The organism is Bizionia paragorgiae, assembly GCF_900107625.1.
In the GTDB taxonomy this organism is placed as follows: Bacteria; Bacteroidota; Bacteroidia; order Flavobacteriales; family Flavobacteriaceae; genus Bizionia; species Bizionia paragorgiae.
Map to the genome: position 1 here is coordinate 63,690 of NZ_FNQK01000008.1, position 23,578 is coordinate 87,267.

Below are 23,578 nucleotides of genomic sequence, written 5' to 3' on the forward strand. Positions count from 1 at the left end.
TTATTTAGTTTCCGAGGCTACCTTGTCTATTGGTTTTTTTCCGCTCAGTCTTAGAATAAGATACCCCGAAACCCCTGCTAATAGAGAACCAAGTATAATACCTACTTTAACTGAGTTGATGTTTGTAAGATCATTACTAAAAGCAAGGTTTCCTATAAATATAGACATCGTAAATCCTACACCAGCGATACAGGCAATACCTAGAATATGAATGAATCTAACACCCTCTGGTAGACGTGTAATTTTAAGTTTGTAGCCTAGGTAAGAGAATAGTGCAACACCAATAAACTTTCCGATAAATAAACTTATTGCGATATTAGTAAGTAGTTCGAAATTAAAGTTGTAATTCATGCTTATCACTACACCTGCATTCGAAAAAGCAAAAACAGGAAGTATGAAGTACGCTGTAAGGTGATGTAGTCGTTGTTCTAAATCTTGTAATGGTGAACGTACGGCTTCAGTAAGGTTATCTAAATCGTCAATATGATTAATTTCCTCATTACTTAGTAGGTGTTTTTCTTTACCATCAGACTCCGTAATAATTTTCTCGGATATCGAGGTTAGATTTTTTGAGAATAAACTTAAATTGATTCTTCTTTTTATAGGAATAGTAAAAGCTAAGAGTACCCCTGCAATTGTTGGGTGAATTCCAGATTTTAAGAATAAGAACCAAATAATTACAGCTAGTACCAAGCCAATGCCAATAGTATATTTCTTTTTATTGTAAAAGGCTGCTAAGATTCCAATTAAGATAACCCCGTAAAGAATATAGTCCCAATTAATATCTGTACTGTAAAATATAGCAATTACTAATACAGCTGCAATATCATCAATAATAGCAAAGGCTGTTAGAAATATTTTTAAACTAAGAGGCACACGTTTGCCCAAGGTGCTTAATATGGCCAATGCAAAGGCAATATCTGTAGCCATAGGAATCCCCCAAGCTTTAGTGGTGTCTGCATCTTGATTTAAAGTTAAGAACATCACTACAGGAATAATCATTCCTCCTAAAGCAGCCACAAGTGGAAATGCAGCTTTTTTAACCGTATTTATTTCACCTATTAGTAATTCTCTTTTAAGTTCTAATCCAATTAAGAAAAAGAAAATGGCCATTAACCCATCATTAATCCATAAGGATAACGGTTTTTTTAATTCGAAATTTTCAAAGGAGATGCCTATCTTATATTCCCATAGTTGCTGGTAGCTATCCACAAAAGGTGAGTTTGCCCAAATTAGAGCAATAATTGTTGCACTAAACAGTAAAATTCCAGCTAAACTTTCAGTTTTCACGAATTTTTGAATTGGAGATAAGATGATGCGTTTTATCATTAAATAGTATAATTATAGGAGTTAGCACTCTTTTTTTATCAAAACAGTACTAACTTGTTTTAAATGTAAAAATAATTGATTTTTTCAATACTATTATTCTGCCGTATGTTAATTAAAAATTAAAAAAAGCCTTCTTTTTTTAGTTCTTTAATCTCTTTGGCATTAAAATGATGCACGAGAGCTTCCATCTTTTCAGGGTTAGTTTTTCTCGTGTAAACCCAGTTGTATAATTTTCCTATGATTCGTTTATAATGAAACCATTTTCCATCAGGATTTTTTTCTTCATCATAGCGAAATTCTTTCCAACGTCTTATTTTATCCTCTGTAGTTTCTGGTTTAGTCCATTTTCTGCGGTCACCAAACTTTTCTTTCCAAACTTCGTTTAACTCTTTTTTTGTTTCTTTTTTAAGTATGGATTTCTTAGGTAGGATGTAAGAGTTAAAACGCGTAATGTATTGTTGTTTAACCGGATTCTCATTTTCGCGAAGCTCTTTGATGTATCGGCATAAAAAATCTTCGGGATCTTTACTATGCATTCTAAAATCAAGACCTAAGTCTTCAATTTTTTTTATTAATTCAGGTTTGTTTTTGCGTTTGGCTCCAGTTAGGAAAGTTCCTAGGTTTCTGCCTTTGTACTTAAACCTGTGGTTTACTTGAATTTTAACACCGTTTGCTATGGCTTCCTCAAGTAGGTTTAGCCAATCTTGTTCTGAAGATACTCTTGCTCTTTTCATAAATAGACAATTGTTAATTAATATAACTGTTCCGTACTGTCGTACAGAAGTTTCCCTTGCCTTGATTAAATTGTTTTAGTGTGAAATTTATTAATGTAGAAAAAGTACGTAAAGGGATAATACTTTTTATGTTTTACAAAAGTAAACATTTATTTTATAGTATGTTACCTTACCGGTTTTTAATTTTTTGTTAAAGAATTTGTGTCCACTGGTCGGTATTTGTTTTAAAACTGTGAATTCCTTGTGGTTTTGTTCTTGAAATGATGATTTTTAACTTATCGGGTGTCGCTACTTTTTCGGCATAAAAAAAACGCACACTAGTGGGTGTACGGTTTTTTTGTGCTTTAAAAAGGGTTTGAAAACTAAGAGGTTAGTTTTCGGTGATTTATTTAAAATAATAGCTTATGGTCGTATTATTTAAATGATTTTGTTAGTGTAAATAAATCTTTTCTACGATCCTTTAAATTTTTTACGCTACCATATTCATTAAGGTTTCGCAATAAATCGATATCTACATCGGCGATTAAAATCATCTCTGTGTTTGTTGTTGCTTCAGCTTTAATACCGTTTAAAGGGAAGGCGAAGTCACAAGGCGTTAATACGGCAGATTGGGCGAATTGTATATCCATATTTTCAACTTTTGGTAAGTTTCCAACGCTTCCAGCAATGGCAACATAACATTCGTTTTCTATAGCTCTCGCTTGAGCACAATGTCTCACTCTCGAATATCCATTTTGGGTATCAGTTAAAAAGGGCACAAATAAGATGTCCATACCCTCGTCGGCCAATAAGCGACTCAATTCTGGGAATTCAGAATCATAACAGATTAAAACACCTATTTTTCCACAATCGGTATCGAAGGTTTGAAGTTTATTTCCACCAACCATACCCCAAACCTTAGCTTCGTCTGGTGTAACGTGTAACTTTTCATAGCGCTCTAAGCTTCCATCACGACGACATAAATACCCAACGTTGTAAAGTTTATCATCTACCATTTCAGGCATGCTTCCTGTAATGATATTAATATTATAGGAAATGGCCAATTGAGCAAATCGAGACACAATCTCTTGGGTGTGTTTAGCGAGTTCTCTAACAGCATCTGGTGTTGATAAATTATTGTTTTCTGCCATAAGTGGCGCATTAAAAAACTCAGGGAATACAGCGAAATCACTACGATACCCCGAGACAGCATCCACAAAAAACTCGGCTTGTTGCATGAGCTCATCCATATCCTTGTAAGGACGCATTTGCCATTGTATAAGGCCTAAGCGTACAACAGTTTTTACCGAACTCGCTTTTTTATTCTCTTTTTCGTAATAAATATTATCCCACTCTAGTAATATGGCATAGTCTCCAGAGGATGTATCGCCTTGTAAATAATTTTTAAGAACCCTAGTAGGATGAAAATCATTAGAAATTTGAAAGTTTAAAACGGGATCGTTAATTTCTTTGCTTTTTACCTTTTCTAAATATTGTTTTGGCGTTAATGTGTCAGAATACTTATGGTAATTAGGAATACGACCACCAAATGCTAAGCCGCGAAGGTTAGAACGTTCACAAAGTTCTTTTCTGTAATCGTATAAACGACGGCCTAAACGCAAGCCTCTAAATTTAGGACGGATAAATACATCAATCCCATAAATAACATCACCGTCAGGTCTATGGGTATTAAACGTATCATTTCCTGTAATGTCTTTATAGGTATGGTGATTATCTAGTTTGTCATAATCCACAATAATAGATAGGGCACAACCGGCAATCTGGTCGTTAATTTTAATTACGACTTGACCTTCAGGAAAAATGTCTATCAGCTTTTTAATGTGATGTTTTTTCCAATACAAGTCGGGCATGGTAACGTAAGATTCTATCATCGCTTCTTTAAGCTCCTCGTAGTCTTCTATACGTAAATATTCTAATTTTATGTTTTCTATATCTTCCATTGTTAGGCCATTACTATAAAATGTTTTTTACAAAAGTATCTATATTTTTAATACCTTTTACAGAGAGGTGTTTAATAAATGCAGAGCCGATAATGGCTCCTTTTGTATGTTGAGTTGCTTGTGTAAAAGTGTCGTGATTAGAGATTCCAAAACCAACTATTAATGGTGATTTTAGATTCATTTTGGCAACGCGTTCAAAATAATCGGTTTGTTCTTTTTGAAAGCCCACTTGCCCTCCTGTTGTGCTGGAGCTACTCACCATGTAAATGAAACCTTCTGAAATGGAATCGATATATCGAATACGATCGGCAGAAGTTTGAGGGGTGATTAAAAAGATATTAATTAATCCGTATTTTTTAAATGTAGATTTATAGTGTGTGTCGTAAACATCAACTGGAAGATCAGGAATAATTAATCCGTCAATTCCTACTTCCTGACATGATTTACAAAAGGCTTCTACACCATATTGTAAAATAGGATTAAAGTACCCCATAATTACAAGAGGGATAGTAGCCGAGTCTCTAATCGATTTTAGCTGATTAAAGAGAACCTGAGAAGTCATGCCGTTTTTTAAGGCTTGTGTGGAGCTCTCCTGAATCGTTGGGCCATCGGCTAAAGGGTCGCTAAACGGCAATCCGATTTCAATCATATCTACACCGTTTTTTTCTAACTCTTGAATAATCTCTACCGTATCATCCATTGAAGGGTACCCTGCCGAGAAATAAATGGAAAGTAGTTTTTTATTTACCTTTAATTTTTCTTGTATTCTGTTCATTTGTACGACCCAAATACTTCGGGATTTTAAATGTTCTGTAAAATTCGTCTAGGACTTTGTTGTTACATTAAAAATCCTATCTATTCATTATGTTACTTGTGTTCTTAACTTTTAATGGCAATCCCATTTTGTAAAAATCGAGCACCTATGGGTTGCAAAAGAAAGATAAAGTAAATCTTGTACTCTTTTTGTTACGCAATTAATTTATAGCTCGAAATGTCTCATATAGGTTTCTAAATCTTTATCACCACGTCCCGATAAACTCACAACAACGATATCATCGGGTTTAAAGGTTTTTTGTTTAAAAACGGCAAGAGCATGTGAGCTTTCGATAGCAGGAATAATACCTTCCAATTTGCATAATTCAAGTCCGGATGCCATGGCTTGGTCGTCGGTAATAGCAACAAATTCCGCACGTTTAGTTTTATATAAATTCGCGTGCATTGGTCCGACACCAGGATAATCTAATCCCGCCGAAATAGAGTAGGGCTCGGTTATTTGTCCGTCGGAAGTCTGCATTAGCAGCGTCTTGCTACCATGAATTATACCTTCTTTTCCTAGAAACGATGTCGCTGCGCTTTCGCCAGAATCAATTCCTAATCCTGCGGCTTCGGCAGCAATTAACTGAACACTTGGCGAATCGAGATAATGATAAAAAGCACCGGCGGCGTTACTACCGCCACCCACGCAGGCAATAATATAATCTGGTTCTTTTCGGCCTTCTTTATCTTGTAGTTGCCATTGGATTTCCTCGGAAATAACAGCTTGAAAACGCGCAACCATATCTGGGTAGGGGTGCGGACCAACGACACTCCCAATAATGTAGTGGGTGTTTACGGGGTTGTTAATCCAATCGCGAATAGCTTCGTTAGTAGCGTCTTTTAATGTTTTACTTCCTGAATTGGCAGGAACCACTGTGGCGCCTAACATTTTCATTCGTGCTACATTTGGAGCTTGGCGTTTTATGTCTATTGCCCCCATATACACAATACATTCTAACCCCATTAATGCGCAAACTGTAGCGGTAGCAACACCGTGTTGTCCTGCACCAGTTTCAGCAATAATTCGAGTTTTTCCCAAGCGTTGAGCCATTAAAATCTGACCAATAGTATTGTTTATTTTATGCGCGCCAGTATGATTTAAATCTTCTCGTTTTAAGTAGATTTTGGTGTTGTATTTTTCCGATAGTCGCTTGGCAAAATATAAGGGTGACGGACGACCAACATAGTCTTTTAAAAGCGCGTTAAAAGCTGCTTGAAAAGACGGCTCAGCCATCACTTTTAAATAGTTTAGACGTAACTCTTCCACATTAGGGTAAAGCATTTCTGGTATGAACGCTCCTCCAAAATCACCGTAATAGCCTTGGCTATCTACATTATAGGACATAACCGTGCTTTATAAGTTGGTATTTAAAATCGTTTAGTAGTTTTATGTCTTTAAAGCCTGAAGTGGATTCGAATTTACTGTTTAAATCCACAGTACAGCATAAATCAGATTCTGGACGTTTTAAGAATAATAAAAAAGCGTCTAGTTCGTCCATTCCAATACCTCCGCTTAAAAAGTAAGATTTAGATGATTTGTATTTTTTTAGAACGTTCCAGTTAAAAGTATATCCGTTACCTCCGGGTTCTTTTCCTTTAGTGTCGAACATATAATAATCACAAACCTCTTCATAAGGCTCTAAAACTTTAAAATCAAATTGATTTTTAATAGAAAACACTTTAATAACAATCACGTCAAAGGCACGTACCTGAGCACAGAACTCTGGCGATTCGTCACCGTGTAATTGTACACCTTGAAGTTTGTGCTTTTCAATTTTTTCGACGATAAAATCTAATTTAGCGTTTACAAACACGCCAATTTTTTTGATGTCTTCAGAGATTTCTGGACCTTCAGAATTAAAATATCTCGGCGATTTTTCGTAAAAAATAAAGCCCATATAATCAGGTTTCACATCGCTTGCCACATCTAAAATGTTACTTTCAGATTTCATTCCGCATACTTTTAATTTCATCTGTATATTTTTATTGTTGTTGTTATTTTTATAGTTGATTGATAAAGGCTTTGGCGCTTTGACCGGCATTATCGGTTTTCATAAAATGTTCTCCTATTAAAAAGCCTTTAAAACCATAAGGTTGAAGGCTTTTAACGGCAGCCACCGAACTTATTCCGCTTTCAGATATTTTTACAAACTCTTCAGGGATTAAGCTGCTTAGTGTTTTACTTGTTTCTAGACTCACCGTAAAGGTTTTTAAATCCCTGTTATTAACACCTATAATATCGATGCTTGGTAATAGTGATTTTTTAAGGTCGTCAGTATTGTGTATTTCCAATAAAACGTCTAAACCCAATTGTTTTGCAAAAGTAGAGAATTGTAGTATCTCTTCGGGGGTTAATATCGCAGCAATTAATAAAATAGCATCGGCACCATACGCTTTGGCTTCTAAGATTTGATAGGTGTCTATTATAAACTCTTTACGTAAAATGGGTAAACTACAACTCGCACGTGCTACAATTAAATCATCTAGCGATCCTCCAAAATATTTAGCATCTGTTAATACCGATAGCGCACTCGCTCCAGCGTTTTCGTAACCTTTGGCTACTTCGCAGACAGCAAAACTATGATTAATTACGTTTTTTGATGGTGATCGTCGTTTGTGCTCGGCGATAATACCTGTTGTACTTTCTCTAAGACGATTGGCTAAAGAAAAGGGTGTTCGGTTAACTAATTCTGCGCGCTCTAATTGAGAGGAGGGAACCACTGATTTCCGGAGGTTTACCTCTTGCCTTTTGTCGGCTACAATGCGTAATAGTATATTCATTTTTAGTATTCTTAGGCGGTTAATTATTCACTTAGTGCAATTAATTTGTTTAAACTCGCTTTAGCCTTTAATCCAAACAAAGAGTCTTTTGCAAGTTCAAAGCCTTCGGTATGACTTAGATTTTTAACCATAGCTATTGCTAGTCCGGCATTGGCACAGACCACATTGTTTTGAGCATCACTACCGTCTCCATTTATAATTTTTAAAAAGGTTTTTGCTGAGGTCTTAACGCTTTTCCCTCCATAAATGTCCTTAGGTTCAATAGTTGGTATATTTAAATCCTTAGGAGATAAAATGCTTTCTGATTGATTTGAAATGATTTTCGAATGCCCTGTTAAAGAAATTTCATCATAACCATCTAAGGCGTGGACAATACTATAGTTGATTTCAGTGTCTTGATAAAGGTAATTGTAAATACGCTGTAATTCTAAATTAAATACGCCTACCAATTGATGCTTTGGAAACGACGGATTAACCATGGGGCCTAGCATATTAAAAAATGTTTTAAGTCCTAAGTCCTTTCTCACTGGAGCCACTTTTTTTAACGCAGGATGGAATAAAGGGGCGTGTAAAAAGCAAATATTAGTTTCTTCTAAAGCTTTTTTTAATTCTGAAGGTTTATCAGAAAAAGTGATCCCTAGAGCCTCCATAACATTAGAGGATCCAGAAGCAGAAGATACGCCGTAATTTCCGTGTTTAGCAACTTGAACTCCAGCACCAGCGGTAACAAAAGAGGATAGCGTAGAGATGTTAAACGTATCTTTAGCATCACCACCTGTGCCACACAGGTCAATGGTGTTGTATTCAGATAGGTCTACAGGGATACACAATTCTAAAAGCGCATCGCGAAAACCTCTTAACTCATCTATAGTAATGCTGCGCATCATATATATGGTTAAGAATGAGGTGATTTGCGCTTGGTTATACTTGCCTTTAGATATTTTCACGAGCACATCTTTAGCTTCTTCGCTAGACATGTGTTCTTGATTAATAAGTTTATTTAATATTGCTTTCATTTTAACTCTGTATCCAGTTTTCTAAAATTTGTTTTCCATTGGGTGTTAATACCGATTCTGGGTGGTATTGCACGGCTTTGATATCATAAAGTTTATGTCTTATCGACATGATTTGTCCGTTGTTATCAAAAGACGTGACTTCTAAACTATCAGGTAGCACCGTGCTAAGGACCCAAGAATGGTAACGACCGACCTCGAAAGTTTTTTCTAAACCTTTAAATAAGGGCTCATCGTCTACAATTACATTTACCGGTGTTGAAACACCGTGGTAAACGGTGTCTAAGTTTATTAATTGTCCGCCAAAAACTTCACCAATAGCCTGTAATCCTAAGCATACGCCTAAAATACTTTTGGTGGAGGCGTAGTGTTTTATAATGGATTTTAATAGTCCTGCTTCGTCAGGAATTCCCGGTCCAGGAGAGAGTACTATTTTATCGAACTTATCGACAAACTCTAGGGTTAATTTATCATTTCTTCTTACGGTAACTTTACAATTTAAATCTTCTAAATAGTGGACGAGATTATAAGTAAAGCTGTCATAATTATCTATTACTAATATCTTTTTCATATAAGGGATAGCATCTTATTTAGATGTCTTTTGCTAATTCTATGGCTTTTGTTAAAGCCCCTAATTTGTTATACACTTCTTGTAATTCACTTTCGGGTTCGGATTTAGAAACTAATCCAGCGCCTGCCTGCCAATGCAGGGTGTGATTTTTACTTAAAAAGGTTCGTATCATAATAGCGTGATTATAATTACCATTAAAGTCCATAAAACCTATAGCTCCACCGTAAAACACACGACTTGTTTTTTCGTATTTTTCAATAAGTTTCATGGCGCTATGTTTTGGGGCGCCACTTAAGGTTCCTGCAGGGAATGTGTCGGCGACTACTTGCATGGTTTTTGTTCCTTTGTTAATTTGACCAGTAACTTTACTAACAAGGTGAATGACGTGCGAGAAAAACTGAGCCTCCTTATAAGTTTCCACTTTAACGACGCTACCATTTCTACTCAAATCATTTCGAGCTAAGTCAACAAGCATAATATGTTCGGCATTTTCCTTCTCATCTTCCGCTAATTGTTTCGCCAACTCTATGTCTTTAGAGTCATTACCCGTACGTTTAAAAGTACCAGCAATAGGGTGGATTTCAGCCTGACCATTGGACACTACTAATTGAGCTTCAGGTGAACTTCCAAAAATTTTAAAATCACCATAATCGAAATAAAATAGATAAGGGGAGGGGTTTATACTTCGTAAGGCTCGGTACACATTAAACTCGTCACCTTTAAAGTTTTGTGAAAACTTTTTAGATAAAACCAACTGAAAGACATCACCTCGTGCACAGTGTGTTTTTGCTAATTCGACCTGGTCCTTGTATTCTTCATCGGTAAGATTAGATGAAATTTCAGAATCTGTGGTAAAATTATAAGTTGAAAAGTTTTTCGATTTTATAAGTTGAAGGATTTCATCAATATTATTTTCGGTATCATGACAATGAGCAAAAATATAGGCTTCGTTCTTAAAGTGATTAATGGCAATAATATTTTGATACACGGCGTAGTAGATATCAGGAATGTCTATGGAATTAGGTTTTTCTGAAATTTCTATGTCTTCAAAATATTTTACCGCGTCGTAAGCTGTATATCCGAATATTCCGTTGTTATGAAATTTAAACTCATCATTAGAAGCGACCTTAAAACGTTTTGTGAATTTGTGGATTTTTTCAGCTACATTCTTTGTTTTATTGACCATTTCACTACCGTCAGGAAAGGTTTGTGTGATTCTTTTGCTATCAATTTTTATTGAGGCTATGGGATTAAAACAGATGTAAGAAAAACTATTATCGCTAGCGTGGTAATCACTGCTTTCTAGTAAAATGCTATTAGGGTATTTGTCTCTTATTTTAAGGTAAATACTAACAGGAGTAATAGTGTCTGCAAGTATTTTTTTATAATGGGTGTAAAGACTAAAAGTTTTCATTGTTGAAATTTTATAATACAAAAAAAAAAGGCTTGTCGTGAATGACAAGCCTTTTTTCAATATATTTTGATTTAAATTATACGAATAGGGTTAGTTCACGATTGTTAATTTTCGAGAATTCCACCACCACGTTGTATTTAAAATTGTGTTCATTTTGTTTTTTGATATGGGACAAATATATAAATGAAAATTTAAAATCCCTTATAAATATCTGTTAAAACGCAATTTGTTTTTTAGTTACACGTATTTATTGAAATCTAAATTGGTTTTAAATTTAGATTTATGCTGATGGTTTTCTAAAAAAATTAACAGTGAAAATAAGATAAATTTACAAGAAATGTTAATTGCGTGTTGTGATTTTTGATTATTGGTTTTTAGTAATAAAACATATTTTTCCTATTGGAAGGAAAAAGCAAAACCTTAACTTTGTAATCTAAAATAATTATTATGGCAGATTTAACACAAGAGCTTTGGGCAGATAAGCTAAAAAATGATGACAATGCCGTCCTAATAGATGTGCGCACAGAAGAGGAGTTTGGTGAGGGATACATTCCGAACGCTATTAACATGAATATATTTAAAGGGCAGGCCTTCGTTTATGAGTTGGAAGCGTTAGATAAAAGTAAAAATTATTATGTCTATTGTAGATCGGGCGGACGAAGTGGTCAAGCTTGTGAGATCATGAATCAAATGGGCTTCGAAAATGCGTATAATCTTATGGGAGGCTTTTCGGAATGGACAGGAGAAAAAACAATTTAATAATAACGTGGAATAAAATAATTATGAAGAAACTAGTTTTAATTTTAGTCGTAGCGTTAAGTTTTTTAGGATGTGAAAAGTCGTCTGAGGGGGTGATTACCGAGGTGAGTCGCGAAGAGATGGATTTAATAATGGAGCTTGAAAAAGTGCAGTTAATCGATGTAAGAACTGCTGAGGAGTTTGATCTTGGTCACATTATTAACGCTCAAAATATTGATATCAGTTCAGAGACCTTTGACGCAGATATAGAATCGTTAGATAAAGAACAACCTGTAGTGTTATACTGTAGATCAGGAAATAGAAGTGCAAAGTGTGCACAGAAAATGAAAGCAGCAGGGTTTAAAAAAATATATGATTTAACCGAAGGGTTTTCAAAATGGGAACATGCTAAATTTAATACTGTGAATAACTAGTATTTCGCAAACCCATACATTTATAGTACTATTCGCTAATTTTTTGTTAAGCAAAATTTAGCGATTATTTTTTTTGTATCTTCGTAAGCAATTATGAAACAACTAATCCATAAAATAGTGTCTTTGTCGATGGCGATTGTAGTGTTATTCTCTACAATGTCATTTACTATTGATATGCATTTTTGTGGAGATACATTAATGGATACAGCCATTTTCCAACAAGTGAAAACTTGTGGAATGGACATGGAAAATCCGTTAACGGAAGGTTGTTCTGTTACTAAAAAGAACTGTTGTAGTGATGAGCAGGTTGTTGTAGACGGTCAAGATGAATTACAACTTCATGCGGAGCAAATCACGCTTGAGCAACAAGTATTTATTGTTTCATTTGTATACAGCTATATCAACCTTTTTGAAAGTGTTGATAAAAAGAAAACGTCTTTCGAGGCCTATAAACCACCCCTCGTCACTAAAGAGATCTTCAAACTTGACGAGACTTACTTAATTTGATTTTTAAACAATAGACTGTGTTATCCAGTGATTCAATTCATTAGGATGATTTCTTGTATTCGGTGTTTTCTATACGCCAATGTCTAACTGTTTAATTATCAAAACTCATGCTGAATAAAAGCATTAAATTTCTAATAGAGAATAAACTCGTAGCCGTTTTATTACTTGTCCTTTTTATAGGTTGGGGAACAGTAAACGCACCTTTTAATTGGGATACTGGATTTTTACCAAGCAATCCTGTAGCCGTAGATGCTATTCCGGATATTGGTGAAAACCAACAAATTGTATTCACCAAATGGGATGGCATTTCACCTCAAGATATCGAGGACCAAATTACCTATCCTTTAACTACAACCTTGCTTGGAATTCCAGGGGTAAAAACCATTCGTAGCTCGTCTATGTTTGGGTTTTCTAGCATCTATATTATTTTTGAAGAGGATGTAGAATTCTATTGGAGTCGTAGTCGGATTTTAGAAAAACTGAATTCCCTACCTAGCGGATTGCTGCCAGACGGTGTTATGCCAACATTAGGTCCAGATGCAACCGGTTTAGGACAAATCTATTGGTACACCTTAGAAGGTCGTGACGAAAATGGAAATGTAACTGGTGGTTGGGATCTACACGAACTGAGAAGCATTCAAGATTACTATGTGAAATATGCCTTGTCATCTGCAAGTGGTGTTTCTGAAGTAGCGTCTATTGGTGGTTACGTCCAGGAATATCAAATTGATGTGAATCCCGAATTGATGCGTCAATACAATATTGGTTTAAACCAAGTGGTAAAAGCAGTCAAGGATAGTAATAAAGATATTGGAGCTCAAACTTTAGAAATTAATCAAGCCGAATATTTAGTGCGTGGTTTAGGCTATGTAAAGTCCGTATCAGATATTGAAAATGCTGTGGTGACTTCGGAAGATTACAAATCTATTCGAATTAAAGATATTGCTAAAGTAGCTTTAGGTCCTGAAGCACGAAGAGGGATCTTAGATAAAGAAGGTGCTGAGGTCGTTGGTGGTGTTGTAGTGGCACGTTATGGAGCCAACCCAATGGAAGTCATTAATAACGTCAAAGAAAAAATTAGTGAATTAAGTACAGGATTACCTTCTAAAGTTTTAGCCGACGGCAGAACGTCTCAGCTAACCGTTGTTCCTTTTTATGATCGCTCCGAGCTGATTCAAGAAACTTTAGGAACCTTAAACGAAGCACTAACCTTGGAGATTTTAATTACCATTTTGGTGATTATCATCATGGTGTTCAATCTGCGTGCTTCCATTTTAATTTCCGGACTGCTACCTGTTGCGGTGCTCATGGTATTTATAGCGATGAAACTCTTTAATGTCGACGCCAATATTGTTGCTTTATCAGGTATTGCCATTGCTATTGGGACCATGGTTGATGTGGGGGTGATATTATCCGAAAACATTATTCGACATCTCGATGATGATGACGGTAAAGAGTCTATAAATACTGTCGTTTATAATGCCACGGCAGAAGTTTCTGGAGCTATCGTAACCGCAGTAATGACCACTATTATTAGTTTCATTCCTGTATTTACTATGATTGGTGCCGAAGGAAAATTATTCCGACCATTAGCATTCACAAAGACTTTTGCTTTAACGGCTTCCATACTTGTGGCTTTATTCTTAATTCCGCCGTTTGCAGCATTTTTATTCAGAAGAAAAAGTATTAAAAAGAGTTTCAGCTATATATTAAACACAGCTTTAATCCTCGCGGGAATAGCTGGGCTTTTCTATGGCTATTGGTTGGGGATTGTTTTAATAGCATTTGGAGTTACAGGTATTTTAAAACTTCAAGATATTGTTGATGCAAAACGAGCAAACCTTATTAATATTGTTATTTCAGCATCCGCTATCGTCTTCCTTTTAGCGGAATACTGGAGACCGTTGGGTGTCGATAAAAGCATCTTCTGGAACCTGATTTTTGTTGGAGTCATTTGCTTCGGACTATTAGGTGCATTTTCATTATTTATCAAATTCTATACTCGGATTTTGAGATGGTGTTTAGATAATAAAGTATTGTTTTTATCTGTTCCAACCGCAATTATTGTGGCAGGATTCTTCATTATGAAAAACACAGGTAAAGAGTTTATGCCATCATTAAATGAAGGTTCCTTTTTACTAATGCCGACATCCATGCCGCATTCTGGAGTGGAAGAAAACAAACGTGTTCTACAACAATTAGATATGGCAGTTGCTAGTATTCCAGAAATCGAAACGGTGGTTGGAAAAGCCGGTAGAACAGAGTCTGCTTTAGATCCAGCGCCACTATCTATGTACGAGAATATTATTCAGTATAAGCCAGAATATATGCTGAATGAAGATAACGAACGTCAGCGTTATAAAGTGAATGATGATGGATTGTTTGAATTGAAAGATGGACGATTGGTTTATAATGAAAATTTAGTTGAAAGTTCAAATGAAAACATCAACAAATCGGTAATCAATTCCACTTCAACCAAAATCACGAACGCGCAACTCATTCCAGATAAGGATGGTGAATTCTTCCGAAATTGGCGACCAGAAATAAAATCACCTGATGATATTTGGGATGAAATTGTAAGAGTAACTAAATTACCAGGAGTAACGTCTGCACCTAGATTGCAACCTATTGAAACCCGATTGGTAATGCTTCAAACAGGAATGCGAGCACCAATGGGAATAAAAGTAAAAGGTCAAGATTTAAAACAGATTGAAGCTTTTGGAGTGCAATTAGAAGGTATTCTTAAACATGCCGAAGGTGTAAAACAAGAAGCTGTTTTTGCCGATAGGATTGTTGGTAAACCGTATTTGTTGATTGATATTGATAGAGAGAAAATTGCGCGTTACGGAATTTCTATTGCCGATGTGCAGGAGGTTTTAAAAGTCGCTGTTGGTGGCATGTCGCTTACCCAAACGGTCGAAGGTAGAGAGCGTTACGGAGTTCGTGTACGTTACCCAAGAGAATTACGAGGAAATCCTTCCGATTTAGAGCAAATTTATATTCCTGTTGAAAAAGGAAATCCAGTGCCTTTAAGTGAATTAGCAAATATTCGTTATGAGCAAGGTCCGCAAGTAATTAAAAGTGAAGACACCTTCTTAGTAGGATATGTATTGTTTGACAAATTAGAAGGTTTCGCTGAAGTTAATGTGGTTGAAAGTGCGCAAGCGTTGATTCAAGAGCATATTAAATCCGGAAAGTTAATCGTGCCAAAAGGAATTAGTTATGAGTTTACTGGAACCTATGAAAATCAGCTGCGTGCAGAAAAAACACTATCGGTTGTGGTTCCTTTAGCTTTAGCCATTATATTTTTAATTCTGTACTTCCAATTCCGTTCGGTAACCACCTCATTAATGGTATTTACGGGAATTGCTGTGGCATTTGGTGGCGGATTTATTATGATTTGGCTCTATGGTCAAGACTGGTTTTTAAACTTCAATTTCTTTGGTGAAAACCTGCGAGATTTATTCCAAATGCACGCCATTAATTTAAGTGTGGCTGTTTGGGTTGGGTTTATTGCACTTTTCGGAATTGCTACCGATGATGGTGTGGTTATGGCAACGTATTTAACGCAAACTTTCGATAGAAATTCACCTGATACCAAGAAAGAAATTAGAGCATCGATTGTAGAAGCAGGAGAAAAACGTATCAGACCATGTTTAATGACAACAGCTACAACCATATTAGCATTACTACCAGTATTAACCTCAACAGGGCGTGGAAGTGATATTATGATACCAATGGCTATTCCAAGTTTCGGAGGAATGCTTATCGCGCTAATAACTCTGTTTGTTGTACCTGTGCTGTATAGCTGGAGAGCGGAGATGAAAGTGAAAAACGAAAAGTGATTAGTGAAAAATTAGATGTTCGAAGCCCGAAGCTCGACGTTGGATGCTGGAACTTGGTGTATTATAAATTAGAATTTAGAAAAGATTTAGAAATATGATAAAGTCTTATAAAGATTTAGAAGTTCATAAGTTGGCTTTCGATTTGGCCATGGATATTTTTTGGGAAACCCGAAAATTTCCGAAAGAAGAGGTGTATTCCTTGACTTCTCAACTTGTTCGTTCTTCTCGTTCTGTAAGTGCAAACATTAGCGAAGGTTGGGCTAAGAGGAGTTATGATTCTGTTTTTAAGCAACACTTAATTCACTCGTTAGGTTCCAATTCTGAAACTGAAGAATGGCTGAATTACGCTCACTCCTGTGGTTATTTGTCTACAGAAAAATATAAAGAGCTTACAGAAAGAAACGATAGAGTCGGTAAAATGTTAACGAAGCTTCATCAAAATTGGAGAAATTATGAGAAATAAAAAATCAAATATTAAAATAAGGAAAGCAATTAGCGTGTCTACTAGTTCGTTTTTAATTTCCAAGACCCGAAATTTAGTACGTAGCTTCCAGCTTCCAGTTTCTAGCTTCCAGCCTCGAATTTTGCTATTAATATGTTTTTTACTTTTCACTTTTCACTCTATGAAAGGTCAAGAATTAGGCGTGTTAATTAACGAAGCACTAGAAAACAATCCTGAAATTCAAAAATTCGATTTTCAGCATAAAATTGCTTCAGAGAAAGTTAACGAAGTCAATAGTATTCCAAATACTGAATTTAATTTCGGATTCATGGCGGTATCACCAGAAATGAACATGCCAATGGAACGTTTTAGAGTATCGGTAATGCAAATGTTGCCTTGGTTTGGAACTATTACGGCAAGAGAAAATTATGCCTCTTCTATGGCCGATTCGCAGTATTTAGAAATAACTATAGCGAAACGAAAGTTAGCGCTTTCAGTTTCGCAATTGTATTATCAGCTTTATGAAATTGACGCCAAACAAAAGGTTTTAGAAAAGAATATTAGCCTTTTGCAATCCTATGAGCAGATTGCATTAACCTCTTTAGAAGTCGGGAAGGCATCGGCAGTAGATGTTTTAAAACTTCAGATTAGACAAAACGAGTTACAGGAACAAAAAGAGGTGTTGACTCAGAAATCCGAAGGCTTACAAGCAGCTTTAAATAGTTTACTGAATCGCGATTATGATAGCAAGGTGTCTGTGCTGTCTACTTTAGAAATTCCGCAAGACGATAGCTATTATAGCTACGATAGCTTACAGGTTAATCCGGAGTTACTTAAATACGACAAGCTGTATGAATCGGTAAATCAGTCTGAATTACTGAACAAAAAAGAGGGAGGACCAATGATTGGTTTCGGAGTGGAATATATCAATCAAGAAAACAGTCCGATGATTACCAGTTCTTATAAGGATATGGTTATGCCAATGGTTTCCGTATCAATTCCTATCTTTAATAAAAAGTATAAATCGCAGACCATTCAAAACGATTTGCGAAAACAAGAAATTCAATCGCAAAAAGCTGAACGATTGAATATGTTGAAGTCCGAATTAGCGAAAGCCATTTCTCAACGTAATCAATCGCGAATTTCTTTTGATACGCAAGTTCAAAACTTGAAACGCGCAGAAGATGCCGAAGAAATTCTAATTAAAAATTACGAAACAGGAACAATTGATTTTAATGATGTTTTAGACATTCAAGAATTGCAATTGAAGTTTCAAATGAATCAAGTGGAATCCGTAAAAAACTATTTTGTGCAATCGGCCTTCATAAATTATGTGACGAATTAATTGTTGCATTTTATGATTAGCTTTAAAATGAATAACTGACCTAACAGGTGTTTAAAACCTGTTAGGTCTATAACATAACAATTATGAAACACACATATCATATACACGGAATGACCTGCAATGGTTGCCGGAGTCACGTTGAAAAAACGCTTTCCGAAGTGGAAGGTGTTTTAAAAGCAACGGTGAATTTAGAAAAGAAAGAAGCTGTTATTGAAATGGCATCTCATATTCCTTTGGAGACTTTTCAAGAGGCTTTAAAAAAGGAAGGAGACACCTATTCCATTCACAAGCTAAATGAAGGTGCTATGCTACATACGTATAAGATACACGGAATGACCTGTAATGGTTGCCGGAGTCACGTTGAAAAAACGCTTTCCGAAGTGGAAGGTGTTTTAAAAGCAACGGTGAATTTAGAAAAGAAGGAAGCGCTTATTGAAATGGCATCTCATATTCCTTTAGAAACTTTTCAAGAGGCCTTAAAAAAAGATGGCGGGAGTTATAGTATTCACCATCCAGGAGAACAACCTAAGCACGAAGAAAAAGCGGCAAAACCAAAGGGTGAAGGAACCGGTACATTTTATTGTCCGATGCATTGTGAAGGTGATAAAACCTATGACAAGCCTGGCGATTGTCCGGTATGTGGAATGGATTTGGTGGAAGAACAAAACTTGTCGGCAATCAATTCCGAACAGTGGACCTGCCCAATGCATCCTGAAATAGTTGAAGACGAAGCAGGAGCTTGTCCTATTTGCGGAATGGATTTAGTGCCCATGCAAGCCGATTTGTCTTCTGAAGAAAAGACCTATAATAAGCTGCTGAAAAAGTTTTGGATTGCCTTGGCATTCACACTACCAATTTTCATTATCGCTATGAGTGAGATGGTTCCAAATAATCCGTTGTACGATATTATGGAGCAACAAAACTGGAACTGGATTCAGTTTGCATTATCTATTCCAGTGGTGTTTTACGCCACATGGATGTTCTTTGAACGTGCTTATAGAAGTATCAAAACATGGAATCTAAACATGTTTACACTGATTGGAATTGGAGCAGGAGCTGCGTGGCTGTTTAGTGTATTTGGCATGTTGTTTCCTGGAATTTTTCCGGAGCAATTTGTATCAGAATCAGGAGCTGTTCACGTGTATTTTGAAGCGGCAACAGTTATTTTAACCTTGGTGCTTTTAGGTCAGCTTTTGGAAGCTCGTGCCCATAGTAAAACCAATTCGGCAGTAAAAGAGTTGTTAAAACTAGCACCTAATAAGGCAACCAAAGTTGTTCATGGTGAAGATGTTGAGGTGAGTATCGATAAGATAGAATTGGGCGATATTCTTAAAGTAAAACCAGGAGATAAAATTCCTGTAGATGGTTCTATAACTGAAGGTGAAACTACCGTTGATGAATCAATGATTTCTGGTGAACCTATTCCTGTAAATAAAGTGGAAGGTGATAAGGTGAGTAGTGGAACTATAAATGGGAATCAGGTGTTTCTTATGAAAGCTGAAAAAGTAGGTAGCGACACCTTACTGTCTCAAATTATTCATATGGTTAATGATGCGAGTAGAAGTCGTGCGCCAATTCAGAATCTAGCGGATAGAGTATCGGGTTATTTTGTGCCTGCCGTAGTCCTGATTTCTCTAATAACCTTTGGGGTTTGGGCTATTTGGGGACCAGAACCTGTTTATGTTTATGCCTTTGTTAATGCCATTGCGGTGTTAATTATTGCTTGTCCTTGCGCTTTAGGATTAGCAACGCCCATGTCTGTTATGGTTGGTGTTGGAAAGGGTGCTCAAAATGGCGTGCTGATTAAAAATGCGGAAGCTTTAGAGAAATTGGATAAAGTAGATACCCTTATTATTGATAAAACTGGAACGATAACAGAAGGACGACCAACCGTTGAAAAAGTTGGTGCTTTTGGGACCGATTATACCGAAGAGCAAGTGCTTCAATATATAGTGTCTTTAAATAGTAATTCTGAACACCCTTTAGCTGAAGCCACGGTAAAATTCGGAAAGGAAAAGAAAACGGAAGTATTAAAATCAGAGGCTTTTAGTGCGGTTACTGGTAAAGGTGTTGAAGGTAAAGTGAATGGTAAAACCACAGCTTTAGGAAACCCAGAAATGATGAAGTATGCGAACGCTATCATCTCGTCTGAAATGGAGGCTGAAGCTAAAACCTATCAAAAACAAGGAAAGACGGTGTCTTATTTAGCCGTAGACAAAATGGTTGTTGGTTATGTGGTTATTGGGGATAAAATTAAAGCAACTAGTGCTAAGGCAATTAAAGAACTTCAAGATAAAGGTATTGCTGTGATTATGCTTACAGGTGATAATCATGATACCGCTCAAGCCGTTGCTTCTGAATTACATCTTGCCGATTTTAAAGCCAGTATGTTACCAGAAGATAAGTTGAAGGTGGTAGAGAAATTACAGAACGAAGGAAAAGTAGTTGCTATGGCAGGTGACGGGATTAACGATGCGCCTGCATTGGCGAAAAGTGACGTCGGAATAGCTATGGGAACGGGGACAGATGTCGCTATAGAAAGTGCAGAAATTACGCTTGTAAAAGGTGATTTAAATGGCATCGTAAAAGCGAAGAATTTAAGTCACGGTGTGATGAAAAACATCAAACAAAACTTATTTTTTGCATTAGTCTATAACACTTTAGGTGTGCCCGTTGCTGCAGGTGTTTTATTTCCTGTTTTCGGTTTGTTATTATCCCCAATGATTGCAGCTTTAGCAATGAGTTTTAGCTCGGTTTCGGTAATTGCTAATGCTTTAAGATTAAGAACTATTAACATTTAATATATAAATATGAAAAACATTTTACTAGTACTGATGATGATACTTTCTGTTTTGAGTTGTAAGGAAGAAACAAAACAAGTAAAAAAAAACAACCATGAAAATCACATTACAAATTCCATAAATGAGGAAACTTCAAAAAAGAAAGTATTAAGTCCGCATACATCAGCTATGGCAATGATTGGTGATGCTCATATTCATATAGACTATTCATCACCAGGAGTAAGGAATAGAATCATCTTTGGTGGATTAGTTGGTTATGACCAAGTGTGGCAAGCAGGAGCGCATATGGCTACTTGGATTGAAACTAATAAAGATTTAATCATAAAAGGAGAAACGCTTCCTAAAGGGAAATATGGCTTTTTTACAATTCCGTCAAAAGGCGACTGGACAGTAATGATTAACAAAAATTGGGAGCAACACGGTAAAGATGAATATGATGAAAAAGAGGATGTTATTCGATTTAAAATTACACCAAAATTATCAGAAGAAATCACAGAACATCTAGAATATAAAATCAACAAAATAGATGATAAAAATGGAACTATTTCGATGGCTTGGGAGAAAGTGAAAATCGAATTTCCCTTCACTATTAATTAATATTATAGGAATTGTTAACACAAAATCGAGAACTTATGGATTCACAAGAAAATAATACAGAAAAGAAAGGCATGGGGAGCTACACTAAGTTCTTCCTAATGTTAGGGTGTTCATTTATAGCTATGTATATAACGATGTACTTAAATACCTATGCGATTGATCATGTCTATTTTAGTATGACACGATTTTATATGGTGTGCTTAGGGATTTCTACGATGGCGGTAATTATGTGGTTCTTTATGCGGAATATGTATACAAATAAAAAAAAGAATATTGGGATACTAGTTGGGAGCTTACTGCTATTTATTGGAGCTTTAGGGTTGGTGAGAGTTCAAGCACCTGTTGTTGGTGATTTGTTGTGGTTAAAAGGGATGATTCCACATCACTCCATTGCCATATTAACTAGTGAGCGCGCAGACATTAAAGATCCAGAGGTTAGAAAATTAGCAGATGCTATTATTGAAGCTCAAAGAAAAGAAATTGAAGAAATGAAAATCATGATAAAACGATTGGAAAATGAAAAATAATAAAGTAGTTATATATATGGGTTTGTTAGCTATAGGAATTCTATTAGGATGGTTCTTATTTGGCGGTTCATCTCATACCGAGAATGAGCATAACCATGATGCTGTTGCAGAATCAAATCAAATGTGGACCTGTTCTATGCATCCTCAAATTATGCAGCCAGAATTTGGCGATTGTCCTATTTGCGGAATGGACTTAATACCAGCCGAAGCAGGAGCAGATGGCTTGGCTGCCGATCAATTTAAACTAACAGAAAATGCTATGGCTTTGGCTAATGTGCAAACAGCTGTTGTTGGTAGTGGTAAAGCTGAAGATAATGCCATTAAATTATCTGGAAAAATTGTAGAAAATGAAGAAGCTAATGCCGTACAAGTGAGTTATTTTTCAGGACGTATAGAACGATTGAATGTGAGTTTCACAGGAGAAGAGGTACGTAAAGGCCAGTTGTTGGCTACTATTTATTCACCTGAATTATACGCAGCACAACAAGAGTTGATAACTGCTTCCTCTTTAAAAGAATCACAACCTGCTTTGTATAAAGCGGTTCGTAATAAACTAAAACTTTGGAAGCTTTCAGAGAATCAAATCAGTCAGATAGAATCTTCAGGAAAAGTGCAAGAAAATGTGCCTATTTATGCTACGGTTTCAGGAACAGTGACTGAAAAACTCATCGAGCAAGGGGATTATGTAAAGCAAGGTCAGCCATTGCTTAAAATCGCTAATCTGTCTACTGTTTGGGCGAATTTTGATGTTTATGAAAATCAAATTGAAGTACTAAAGAAAGGTCAAGAGGTTTCTGTCGTAACAAACGCGTATCCTAATAAAGAATTCACAGGAAAAGTAGATTTTATAGATCCAACTTTAAATACGAAAACACGTACGGTAACTTTAAGAGTGGTGTTGAGTAATAAGGATAATTTGTTTAAGCCAGGCATGTTTGTTTCGGGTAAAATAAAAGGAGTTGCTTCAAACACGAAAGAAGTATTGACTATTCCATCTTCTGCAGTTTTATGGACAGGAGAGCGTTCTTTGGTGTATTTAAAACCAGATCCTAACGAAACTGTTTTCGAAATGCGTGAAATTACCTTAGGTTCTAAAATGGGTGAAAATTATCAGGTTGTGGACGGATTAGAAAATGGCGATGAAATTGTAACCAATGGAACATTTACTGTTGATGCGGCAGCTCAATTACAAGGTAAAAAGTCAATGATGAATCATAAATCAGATAAAAATGAATCCAAAGAAGCGCACTTCAATTTAAATGAAAGAGTTACGGTTTCAAAAGACTTTCAGAACCAATTAAAAGCAGTTTTTAACGATTATATTCAACTAAAAGATGCCTTGGTAAAAGATGATGCCAATAACAGTGCAGAGGAAGCTAAAAAGTTATTAAGCCATTTATCAAAAGTAGATATGAAATTGGTAAAAGATAAGGATGCACATGAGCATTGGATGGTTTTAGAAAAAGAAATAAAAGATTCTGCGACATCCATTTCAAATACAAGTGATTTAGTAGATCAAAGGCGACGTTTCAAAAGCCTTTCAACACATTTAACCAATGCTATTGAAGTATTCGGTATAAATGAAAAGGTGTATCATCAATATTGCCCAATGGTAGATAATGATACAGGCGCTTACTGGTTGAGTAAAGAAGATAAAGTTTTAAATCCGTATTTTGGCGACGCTATGTTGCGATGTGGAGAAGTGAAACAAGTTATAGAATAAGTAGAACCAATTATTAATAAT

The 23,578-nt window shown here is 35.9% G+C and carries 20 protein-coding genes; 10 read left to right on the top strand and 10 right to left on the bottom strand.

The features are described from left to right. From nhaA to BLV64_RS07310, 10 genes are all read right to left on the bottom strand, one after another. Positions 1–1,329 carry a Na+/H+ antiporter NhaA gene (nhaA, locus tag BLV64_RS07265; protein WP_092133539.1) on the bottom strand — a complete coding sequence of 443 codons (1,329 nt, stop codon included), beginning with the start codon at positions 1,327–1,329 and terminating at the stop codon, positions 1–3. Between the two features lie 119 nt (positions 1,330–1,448). Beyond that, the gene (locus tag BLV64_RS07270; protein WP_092133540.1) at positions 1,449–2,063 is read right to left on the bottom strand and encodes a hypothetical protein; all 615 of its coding nucleotides are present in this window, start codon (positions 2,061–2,063) and stop codon (positions 1,449–1,451) included. A gap of 413 nt (positions 2,064–2,476) precedes the next feature. Continuing rightward, positions 2,477–4,003, bottom strand: a complete 1,527-nt coding sequence (locus BLV64_RS07275) for a carbon-nitrogen hydrolase family protein (protein ID WP_092133541.1) — start codon at positions 4,001–4,003, stop codon at positions 2,477–2,479. Positions 4,004–4,016: 13 nt separating this feature from the next. Then, positions 4,017–4,778, bottom strand: a complete 762-nt coding sequence (gene trpA, locus BLV64_RS07280; protein WP_092133542.1) for a tryptophan synthase subunit alpha — start codon at positions 4,776–4,778, stop codon at positions 4,017–4,019. A gap of 204 nt (positions 4,779–4,982) precedes the next feature. After that, positions 4,983–6,164, bottom strand: coding sequence for a tryptophan synthase subunit beta (gene trpB / locus BLV64_RS07285; RefSeq protein WP_092133543.1), 1,182 nt, complete (start codon positions 6,162–6,164; stop codon positions 4,983–4,985). Continuing rightward, positions 6,154–6,792, bottom strand: coding sequence for a phosphoribosylanthranilate isomerase (locus BLV64_RS07290; RefSeq protein ID WP_092133544.1), 639 nt, complete (start codon positions 6,790–6,792; stop codon positions 6,154–6,156). The genes trpB and BLV64_RS07290 overlap by 11 nt, the downstream gene beginning before the upstream one ends. A 28-nt stretch (positions 6,793–6,820) precedes the next feature. Next, positions 6,821–7,600 carry an indole-3-glycerol phosphate synthase TrpC gene (gene trpC, locus BLV64_RS07295; RefSeq protein WP_092133545.1) on the bottom strand — a complete coding sequence of 260 codons (780 nt, stop codon included), beginning with the start codon at positions 7,598–7,600 and terminating at the stop codon, positions 6,821–6,823. Between the two features lie 23 nt (positions 7,601–7,623). Continuing rightward, complete coding sequence (gene trpD / locus BLV64_RS07300) at positions 7,624–8,616, bottom strand: anthranilate phosphoribosyltransferase (RefSeq protein ID WP_092133546.1); 993 nt, start codon at positions 8,614–8,616, stop codon at positions 7,624–7,626. 1 nt (position 8,617) lies between these two features. Then, entirely contained in the window at positions 8,618–9,184 is a 567-nt protein-coding gene (locus tag BLV64_RS07305) for an anthranilate synthase component II (protein ID WP_092133547.1), read from the bottom strand. A 19-nt stretch (positions 9,185–9,203) separates the two neighbouring features. Continuing rightward, a complete protein-coding gene (locus BLV64_RS07310) occupies positions 9,204–10,598 on the bottom strand; it encodes an anthranilate synthase component I family protein (RefSeq protein WP_092133548.1) in 1,395 nt (464 codons plus the stop codon). 447 nt (positions 10,599–11,045) lie between these two features. Here BLV64_RS07310 and BLV64_RS07315 point away from each other — a divergent pair, with 447 nt between their 5' ends. The 10 genes from BLV64_RS07315 to BLV64_RS07360 all read left to right on the top strand — a co-directional run bounded on the left by BLV64_RS07315 (position 11,046) and on the right by BLV64_RS07360 (position 23,557). Further along, a complete protein-coding gene (locus BLV64_RS07315) occupies positions 11,046–11,357 on the top strand; it encodes a rhodanese-like domain-containing protein (protein ID WP_092133549.1) in 312 nt (103 codons plus the stop codon). A 23-nt stretch (positions 11,358–11,380) separates the two neighbouring features. Further along, on the top strand, positions 11,381–11,770 hold the full coding sequence (locus BLV64_RS07320; protein WP_092133550.1) for a rhodanese-like domain-containing protein: 390 nt from the start codon (positions 11,381–11,383) through the stop codon (positions 11,768–11,770). Positions 11,771–11,863: 93 nt separating this feature from the next. Beyond that, entirely contained in the window at positions 11,864–12,277 is a 414-nt protein-coding gene (locus BLV64_RS07325) for an HYC_CC_PP family protein (RefSeq protein WP_092133551.1), read from the top strand. A 107-nt stretch (positions 12,278–12,384) separates the two neighbouring features. Beyond that, positions 12,385–16,122, top strand: a complete 3,738-nt coding sequence (locus BLV64_RS07330) for an efflux RND transporter permease subunit (protein WP_092133552.1) — start codon at positions 12,385–12,387, stop codon at positions 16,120–16,122. A 94-nt stretch (positions 16,123–16,216) separates the two neighbouring features. Then, complete coding sequence (locus BLV64_RS07335) at positions 16,217–16,585, top strand: four helix bundle protein (protein WP_092133553.1); 369 nt, start codon at positions 16,217–16,219, stop codon at positions 16,583–16,585. Between the two features lie 160 nt (positions 16,586–16,745). Further along, the gene (locus tag BLV64_RS07340; protein WP_092133746.1) at positions 16,746–17,909 is read left to right on the top strand and encodes a TolC family protein; all 1,164 of its coding nucleotides are present in this window, start codon (positions 16,746–16,748) and stop codon (positions 17,907–17,909) included. Between the two features lie 83 nt (positions 17,910–17,992). Next, on the top strand, positions 17,993–20,710 hold the full coding sequence (locus tag BLV64_RS07345) for a heavy metal translocating P-type ATPase (protein WP_092133554.1): 2,718 nt from the start codon (positions 17,993–17,995) through the stop codon (positions 20,708–20,710). A gap of 9 nt (positions 20,711–20,719) precedes the next feature. After that, complete coding sequence (locus BLV64_RS07350; protein WP_092133555.1) at positions 20,720–21,307, top strand: DUF2911 domain-containing protein; 588 nt, start codon at positions 20,720–20,722, stop codon at positions 21,305–21,307. Positions 21,308–21,342: 35 nt separating this feature from the next. After that, complete coding sequence (locus BLV64_RS07355; protein ID WP_092133556.1) at positions 21,343–21,834, top strand: DUF305 domain-containing protein; 492 nt, start codon at positions 21,343–21,345, stop codon at positions 21,832–21,834. Continuing rightward, a complete protein-coding gene (locus tag BLV64_RS07360) occupies positions 21,824–23,557 on the top strand; it encodes an efflux RND transporter periplasmic adaptor subunit (RefSeq protein WP_092133557.1) in 1,734 nt (577 codons plus the stop codon). The genes BLV64_RS07355 and BLV64_RS07360 overlap by 11 nt, the downstream gene beginning before the upstream one ends. The last annotated feature ends 21 nt before the right edge of the window (positions 23,558–23,578 follow it).